General features: G+C 72.0%; 5 protein-coding genes. All 5 read left to right on the plus strand.

Going from position 1 to position 7,870, the window contains the following annotated elements; all coding sequences use genetic code 11:
* Positions 1–157 precede the first annotated feature (157 nt).
* Genes HTZ82_RS06955 through murD form a run of 5 tightly spaced genes read left to right on the plus strand, consistent with a single transcriptional unit; the run spans position 158 to position 7,864 of the window.
* The gene (locus HTZ82_RS06955; protein ID WP_309235346.1) at positions 158–2,218 is read left to right on the plus strand and encodes a penicillin-binding protein 2; all 2,061 of its coding nucleotides are present in this window, start codon (positions 158–160) and stop codon (positions 2,216–2,218) included.
* A 16-nt stretch (positions 2,219–2,234) separates the two neighbouring features.
* A complete protein-coding gene (locus HTZ82_RS06960; RefSeq protein WP_175408408.1) occupies positions 2,235–3,920 on the plus strand; it encodes a UDP-N-acetylmuramoyl-L-alanyl-D-glutamate--2,6-diaminopimelate ligase in 1,686 nt (561 codons plus the stop codon).
* Positions 3,921–3,924: 4 nt separating this feature from the next.
* Positions 3,925–5,355, plus strand: coding sequence for a UDP-N-acetylmuramoyl-tripeptide--D-alanyl-D-alanine ligase (murF, locus tag HTZ82_RS06965; protein ID WP_175408409.1), 1,431 nt, complete (start codon positions 3,925–3,927; stop codon positions 5,353–5,355).
* Entirely contained in the window at positions 5,352–6,422 is a 1,071-nt protein-coding gene (gene mraY, locus HTZ82_RS06970; RefSeq protein ID WP_175408410.1) for a phospho-N-acetylmuramoyl-pentapeptide-transferase, read from the plus strand. The genes murF and mraY overlap by 4 nt, the downstream gene beginning before the upstream one ends.
* Positions 6,404–7,864 (plus strand): UDP-N-acetylmuramoyl-L-alanine--D-glutamate ligase, encoded by a 1,461-nt coding sequence (gene murD / locus HTZ82_RS06975; RefSeq protein WP_175408411.1) that lies wholly within the window; start codon positions 6,404–6,406, stop codon positions 7,862–7,864. The genes mraY and murD overlap by 19 nt, the downstream gene beginning before the upstream one ends.
* Positions 7,865–7,870: the final 6 nt, after the last annotated feature.

The raw sequence follows: 7,870 nt of genomic DNA on the forward strand, positions 1-7,870 counted from the left end.
GCCCGTACGAGACCGGGGCCGGCGTCCTTGAGCGGCCGTACGGCAAGGTCGACCGCCCCGAGCACCCCGGCCTCCGGACCCCCGGCCTCCGCACCGCCCGCCTCCGCGCCCGCAGTCCCGCAGAGCCCCGTCCCGACGACCCCCGGCAGGTGACGCAGTGCCCTCCAAGGAACCTCCGCGCCGCCGCGTCCCCCGCCCCGCCGGCACCCAGCGCCCCACCGGACGCCCCGGCACCGGCGGCACCGCCCGGAACAAGGCCCCCAAAGCCACCAACCGCACCAGCAACACCAAGCGCACCACGAACACCACCGACACCACCCGCCCCACCCCCCGCCGCCCCCGCCAAGCCCCGCCGCGCCGCCCCGCGGCCGCCGGGCAGCCCATCCGGCTCGGCAACCCCCGCCCCCGCCTGCGCCTCGTCAGCATCGGCCTGACCCTCGTCATGCTGGCCTTCGTCGTCCGCCTCCTCCAGGTCCAGGCCGTCGACGCGAGCGCGTACGCCGCCAAGGCCGAGAAGAACCGGTACCTCAGCCACAAGCTGGCCGCCGAGCGCGGCGAGATCACCGACCGCTCCGGCATCTCCCTCGCCACCAGCGTCGACGCGTACGACATCACAGCCGACCCCAAGATGTTCACGCCCGGCGAGGCGAAGATCCCGGACGCCCCCGAGCAGGCCGCCGCCCTCCTCGCGCCGATCCTCGGCAAGGACCCCGCCGACCTCGTCCGCACCCTCAAGACGCCGCCCTCGCCCCGCTACGCCGTCCTCGCCCGCAAGCAGACCCCCCAGGTCTGGAACCAGATCAAGGACCTCAAGAACCTCTTCGCCAAGAAGGCCCGCGAGGACAAGGCCAAGGGCGGTCCCGGCGTCAGCGTCCTCGCCGGCGTCCTCAGCGAGAAGAGCACCAAGCGCGTCTACCCGAACGGCGACCTCGCCGCCGGGATACTGGGCTGGGTCAACGCCGAGGGCCGCGGCGCCGGTGGCCTGGAATCGATGCTCGACAAGGAGCTCGCCGGCCGCGACGGCAAGATCACGTACGCCCATTCCGGCGGCCGCCGCGTCCCCACCGCCGACGCCCGCGAGACCCCCGCCGTCCCCGGCTCCGACATCGAGCTGACCATCGACCGGGACATCCAGTGGGCCGCCCAGAAGGCCATCAGCGAGCAGGTCGCCACCTCACGCGCCGACCGCGGCTACGTCATCGTCCAGAACACCAGGACCGGCGAGGTCCTGGCCATGGCCAACGCCCCCGGCTTCGACCCCAACGACCTCTCCCAGGCCAACGCCGCCGCCATGGGCAACGCCGCCCTCCAGGACGCCTACGAACCCGGCTCCACCGCCAAGGTCATGTCGATGGCCGCCGTCCTCGAAGAAGGCGTCGCCACGCCCGCCACCCACGTCGTCGTCCCCAACCGGCTGCACCGCGGCGACCGGCTCTTCAAGGACGACATCGACCACCCCACCTGGTACCTCACCCTCAACGGCGTCCTGGCGAAGTCGTCCAACATCGGCACCATCCTGGCCACCGGCCAGCTCGGCGAGAACCAGGCGGAGGCCAACCAGGTCCTCCACTCCTACCTGCGCAAGTTCGGCATCGGCAGCCCCACAGGACTCGGCTACCCCGGCGAGACCTCCGGCATCCTCGCCAAGCCGCAGGACTGGAACACCTCGCAGCAGTACACGATCCCGTTCGGCCAGGGCCTGTCCATCAACGCCATGCAGGCGGCCTCCGTCTACTCGACCATCGCCAACAACGGCGTACGCATCGAGCCGACCCTCGTCCGCGGCACCCGCGGCCCCGACGGCCGCTTCACCCCCGCCCCGGCACCGGAGCAGACACGCGTCGTCAGCGACAAGACCGCCAAGACCCTCGCCGCCATGCTGGAGTCGGTCGTCGACGACGAGGAGGGCACCGGCACCAAGGCCGCCATCCCCGGCTACCGCGTCGCCGGCAAGACCGGCACCGCCAACCGCGTCGACCCGCAACTCGGCCGCTACAAGGGCTACACCGCGTCCTTCGCCGGCTTCGCCCCGGCCGACGACCCGCAGATCACCGTCTACTGCGCCATCCAGAACCCCACCAAGGGCAGCTACTTCGGCGGCCAGATCTGCGGCCCCGTCCACAAGAAGGTCATGGAGTTCGCCCTGAAGACCCTGCACGCCGCCCCGACCGGAAAGCAGCCCCCGCGGATGCCGGTCACCTTCACACCCGGCACCTGACCGAGGGGAGCCCCCAGTGACCACGATCACGCCCGACCCCGGGAACCGATCCGGCACCCACCGTGACCCGGCGGCCTCATTTAGCCCGATCACGGGTACGCCCGGTACGCTCACCGCCGTGCCACACGCTGATCAGTCCCGAAGCACCGACCAGGACGCCCCCGCGAAACAGCCGGGAGCGCCCCGTCCGGTCCAGGTCCGCCCCACCCCCCTCGGCGAACTGGCCGCCCGGCTGGGCGCCCCCGCTCCGCACGAGCCGCACCGGCCGTACGAGGGGGAGGTCACCGGCATCACGCACGACTCCCGGGCCGTCCGCCCCGGCGACGTGTACGCCGCGCTGCCGGGCGCACGCGTCCACGGCGCCGACTTCGCCGCCCAGGCTGCCGACCTCGGCGCCGTCGCCGTCCTCACCGACCCGTCCGGCGCCGACCGCGCCGCCGCGACCGGCCTGCCGGTCCTGGTCGTCGACGACCCGCGCGGCCGGATGGGCGAGCTCGCCGCCGACATCTACGGCCGCCCCGGCGGCGACCTCCTGCAGCTCGGCATCACCGGCACCTCCGGCAAGACCACCACCGCGTACCTCGTCGAGGGCGGCCTGCGGAACGCCGGCCGGAAGACCGGACTGATCGGCACCGTCGAGATGCGCATCGGCGACGAGCGCATCAAGTCCGAACGCACCACCCCGGAGGCCACCGACCTCCAGGCCCTGTTCGCCGTCATGCGCGAACGCGGCGTCGAGGCGGTCGCCATGGAGGTCTCCAGCCACGCCCTCGTGCTCGGCCGGGTCGACGGCTGCGTCTTCGACGTCGCCGTCTTCAACAACCTCAGCCCGGAGCACATGGAGTTCCACTCCGGCATGGAGGACTACTTCCAGGCCAAGGCGCAGCTGTTCACCCCCCGCCGCTCTCGCCAAGGAGTCGTCAACTTTGACGACGAGTACGGAAGGAGGCTGGTGAACGAGGCCACCGTGCCCGTCGTCACCTTCTCCGCCGAGGGCCACCCGGACGCCGACTGGCGCGCCGAGGGCGTCGAAATCGGCCCCCTGGGCAGCACGTTCACCATCGTCGGCCCCAAGGACGAGCACGTCACCGCCACCGCCCCGCTGCCCGGCACCTTCAACGTCGCCAACACCCTCGCCGCCGTCGTCACGCTCGCCGTCGCCGGGATCGACCCGCAGACCGCCGCCGACGGCATCGCCGCCGTACCGGGCGTCCCCGGCCGCCTGGAGCGCGTCGACGCCGGCCAGCCGTACCTCGCCGTCGTCGACTACGCCCACAAGACGGACGCCGTCGAGTCGGTGCTGCGCGCGCTGCGCAAGGTCACCGAGGGCAGGCTGCACATCGTGCTCGGCTGCGGCGGCGACCGCGACGTCACCAAGCGCGGCCCCATGGGCGCCGCGGCGGCCCGTTTCGCCGACACCGCCGTACTGACCTCCGACAACCCCCGCTCCGAGGACCCCCTCGCGATTCTGGCGGCCATGCTCGCCGGCGCCGCCGAGGTGCCGGTCCACGAGCGCGGCGAGGTGGCCGTGTTCGAGGACCGGGCCGCCGCGATCGCCGCCGCCGTGGCCCGCGCGCAGCCCGGGGACACCGTGCTCGTCGCGGGCAAGGGCCACGAACAGGGCCAGGACATCGCAGGCGTGGTCCGCCCCTTCGACGACCGCCAGGTCCTGCGGGAAGCCATCCAGAACAGTCAGGGATGAAGAAGTGATCGCCCTCTCCCTCACCGAGATCGCCGCAATCGTCGGCGGGCAGTCGTACGACATACCGGATCCGGCAGTCCAGGTCACCGGATCCGTCGTCTACGACTCCCGCCAGGTCGAGCCCGGCAGTCTCTTCGCCGCGTTCGCCGGCGAGCACGTCGACGGGCACGACTACGCGGAGCGCGCCGTCGCCGCGGGAGCGGTGGCCGTCCTGGCCACCCGCCCCGTCGGCGTACCGGCCATCGTCGTACCCGACGTCACCGCCGCGCTCGGCGCGCTCGCCCGCACCGTCGTCGAGCGCCTCGGCTCCACCGTCGTCGCACTGACGGGCTCCGCCGGCAAGACCAGCACCAAGGACCTCATCGCGCAGCTCCTCCAGCGCAAGGGCCCGACGGTCTGGCCGGCCGGCAACCTCAACAACGAGATCGGGCTGCCCGTCACGGCCCTGCGCGCCACGGAGGACACCCAGCACCTCGTCCTGGAGATGGGCGCCCGCGGTGTGGGCCACATCCGCTACCTCGCCGAGCTGACCCCGCCCCGTGTCGGCCTCGTCCTCAACGTGGGCTCCGCCCACATCGGCGAGTTCGGCGGCCGCGAGCAGATCGCCCAGGCCAAGGGCGAACTCGTGGAGGCGCTCCCGGCGGCGGAGGACGGCGGCGTGGCCGTACTGAACGCCGACGACCCGCTGGTGAAGGCGATGGCGTCCCGCACCAAGGCGCGCGTGGTCTTCTTCGGAGAGGCCGACGACGCGTCCGTACGCGCCGAAAATGTCCGTCTCACAGAGAACGGACAGCCCTCTTTCAAGCTTCACACACCCACCGGGTGCAGTGACGTGACCATGCGCCTGTACGGTGAGCACCACGTGTCGAACGCGCTCGCCGCGGCCGCCGTCGCCCATGAGCTGGGCATGCCCGTGCACGAGATCGCCGCCGCGCTCTCCGAGGCGGGCTCCCTCTCCCGCTGGCGCATGGAGGTCACCGAGCGTCCGGACGGTGTGACGATCGTCAACGACGCCTACAACGCGAACCCGGAGTCCATGCGGGCCGCCCTGCGCGCACTGGCCGCCATGGGCGAGGCCGCACGGGCCAAGGGGGGGCGCACGTGGGCGGTGCTCGGTCTGATGGCCGAGCTCGGCGACGAGGCGCTCGCCGAGCACGACGCGGTCGGACGGCTCGCCGTCCGGCTCAATGTCGGCAAGCTCGTCGCAGTCGGGGGCAGGGAAGCGTCCTGGCTGCAACTGGGCGCATATAACGAGGGTTCGTGGGGTGAGGAGTCGGTGCACGTGTCCGACACGCAGGCGGCGATCGACCTGTTGCGCAGTGAACTGCGTCCGGGAGACGTCGTGCTGGTGAAGGCTTCCAGGTCGGTCGGGCTCGAGCGGGTCGCCCAGGCACTGCTCGAGAACACCACCGAGGGCGAGGTCGCCGGCCGATGAGGCAGATCCTCTTCGCGGGAGCCATCGGGCTCTTCCTGACCCTGATCGGTACGCCGCTGCTGATCAAGCTCCTGGCCCGCAAGGGATACGGGCAGTTCATCCGGGACGACGGCCCGCGCACGCACGGCAGCAAGAAGGGCACGCCCACCATGGGCGGCATCTCCTTCATCCTGGCCACGCTCATCGCGTACGCCCTGGCGAAGGTCATCACCGGCGAGGACCCCACCTACTCGGGTCTGCTGGTGCTGTTCCTGATGGCCGGCATGGGGCTCGTCGGCTTCCTCGACGACTACATCAAGATCGTCAAGCAGCGTTCGCTCGGTCTGCGGGCCAAGGCGAAGATGGCCGGCCAGCTGATCGTCGGTGTCGCCTTCGCCGTCCTGGCGCTCCAGTTCTCGGACAAGCGGGGCCTGACCCCCGCCTCCACCAAGCTGTCGTTCATCGCCGACTTCGGCTGGACCATCGGCCCGGTGCTGTTCGTCGTCTGGGCGCTGTTCATGATCCTCGCCATGTCCAACGGTGTGAACCTCACGGACGGCCTGGACGGCCTCGCCACCGGCGCCTCCGTGATGGTCTTCGGCGCGTACACGTTCATCGGGCTCTGGCAGTTCCAGGAGTCCTGCGTCAACGCGGAGACCCTGACCAATCCGCACGCCTGCTTCGAGGTACGCGACCCCCTCGACCTCGCCGTCGTGGCCGCCGCACTCATGGGCGCCTGCTTCGGCTTCCTGTGGTGGAACACCTCGCCCGCGAAGATCTTCATGGGCGACACCGGCTCGCTCGCACTCGGCGGCGCCCTCGCCGGCCTCGCCATCACCTCCCGTACGGAGCTGCTGCTGGCGATCCTCGGCGGCCTCTTCGTCCTGATCACCCTCTCCGTGATCATCCAGGTCGGCTCGTTCCGCCTCACCGGCAAGCGGGTCTTCCGCATGGCACCGCTCCAGCACCACTTCGAACTCAAGGGCTGGTCCGAGGTCCTCGTCGTGGTCCGGTTCTGGATCATCCAGGGCATGTGCGTCATCGTGGGTCTGGGGCTCTTCTACGCGGGATGGGCAGCCGACAAGTGAGCACGAACGTTCCGGTCGCCGAGTACTGGCAGGGCAAGCGGGTCACCGTCGCGGGCCTGGGCGTGAGCGGCGTCCCCGCCGCCCGCGTCCTGCACGGCCTGGGCGCCCGGATCACCGTCGTCAACGACGGCGACGACGACCGCGCCCGCGCGCAGGCCGCCGAACTGGAGGCCGAAGGCATCACCGTCCGCCTCGGTGACGGCGACACGCTCCCCGACGGCACCGAGCTGATCGTCACGGCACCCGGCTGGCGCCCCGACAAGCCGCTGTTCGCCGCCGCCGACGCGGCCGGCGTCCCGGTCTGGGGCGACGTCGAGCTGGCCTGGCGGCTGCGCGGCCTCGGCGGCCGGAAGCCCGCGCCCTGGCTCGCCGTCACCGGAACCAACGGCAAGACCACCACGGTCCGCATGCTCGCCTCCATCCTGGAGGCCGCCGGGCTGCGCACCGCCGCCGTCGGCAACATCGGCGTCTCCCTCCTCGACGCCGTACTCGGCGACGAGGAGTACGACGTCCTCGCCGTCGAACTGTCCAGCTACCAGCTCCACTGGGCGCCCAGCCTCCGCGCCCACTCGGCCGCCGTCCTCAACCTGGCGCCCGACCACCTCGACTGGCACGGCTCCATGGAGGCGTACGCCGCCGACAAGGGACGCGTCTACGAGGGCAACACCGTCGCCTGCGTCTACAACGCCGCCGACAAGGCCACCGAGGACCTGGTCCGCGAGGCCGACGTCGAGGAGGGCTGCCGCGCCATCGGCTTCACCCTCGGCACCCCGGGCCCCTCCCAGGTCGGTGTCGTCGAGGACCTCCTCGTGGACCGCGCCTTCGTCGAGAACCGGCAGAAGCAGGCCCAGGAACTCGCCCAGGTCTCCGACGTCCAGCCCCCGGCCCCGCACAACATCGCCAACGCCCTCGCCGCGGCCGCCCTCGCGCGCGCCTTCGGCGTGGAGCCCTCCGCGGTCCGCGACGGCCTGCGCGCCTTCCGCCCGGAGCCGCACCGCATCGAGTACGTCGAGGAGGTCGCCGGCGTCTCGTACGTCGACGACTCCAAGGCCACCAACACGCACGCCGCCGAGGCGTCGCTGGCCGCCTACGACCCGATCGTCTGGATCGCCGGCGGCCTCGCCAAGGGCGCCACGTTCGACGAGCTCGTCCAGAAGTCGGCCGCCCGGCTGCGCGGCGCCGTCCTCATCGGCGCCGACCGCGCCCTCATCCGCGAAGCCCTCGCGCGACACGCCCCGCAGGTTCCGGTCGTCGACCTCGACCGGACCGACACTGGGGCGATGGCGGCGGCGGTCCAGGAGGCGGAACGGCTCGCCCAGCCCGGCGACACGGTGCTCCTCGCCCCGGCCTGCGCCTCGATGGACATGTTCGTCAACTACAACAAGCGGGGCGAGGCGTTCGCGGACGCCGTCCGCTCCCTCGCCGCCGAGCGCGACGCCTGACCAGCC

This window comes from Streptomyces sp. TRM64462 (assembly GCF_013362995.1).
GTDB lineage: Bacteria > Actinomycetota > Actinomycetes > Streptomycetales > Streptomycetaceae > Streptomyces.

What these genes read in the sequence shown, in the direction of transcription:
- mraY (WP_175408410.1), top strand. Translation starts at nt 5,352, where the DNA reads ATGAGGCAGATCCTCTTCGCGGGAGCCATCGGGCTCTTCCTGACCCTG.
- murD (WP_175408411.1), top strand. Translation starts at nt 6,404, where the DNA reads ATGGGCAGCCGACAAGTGAGCACGAACGTTCCGGTCGCCGAGTACTGG.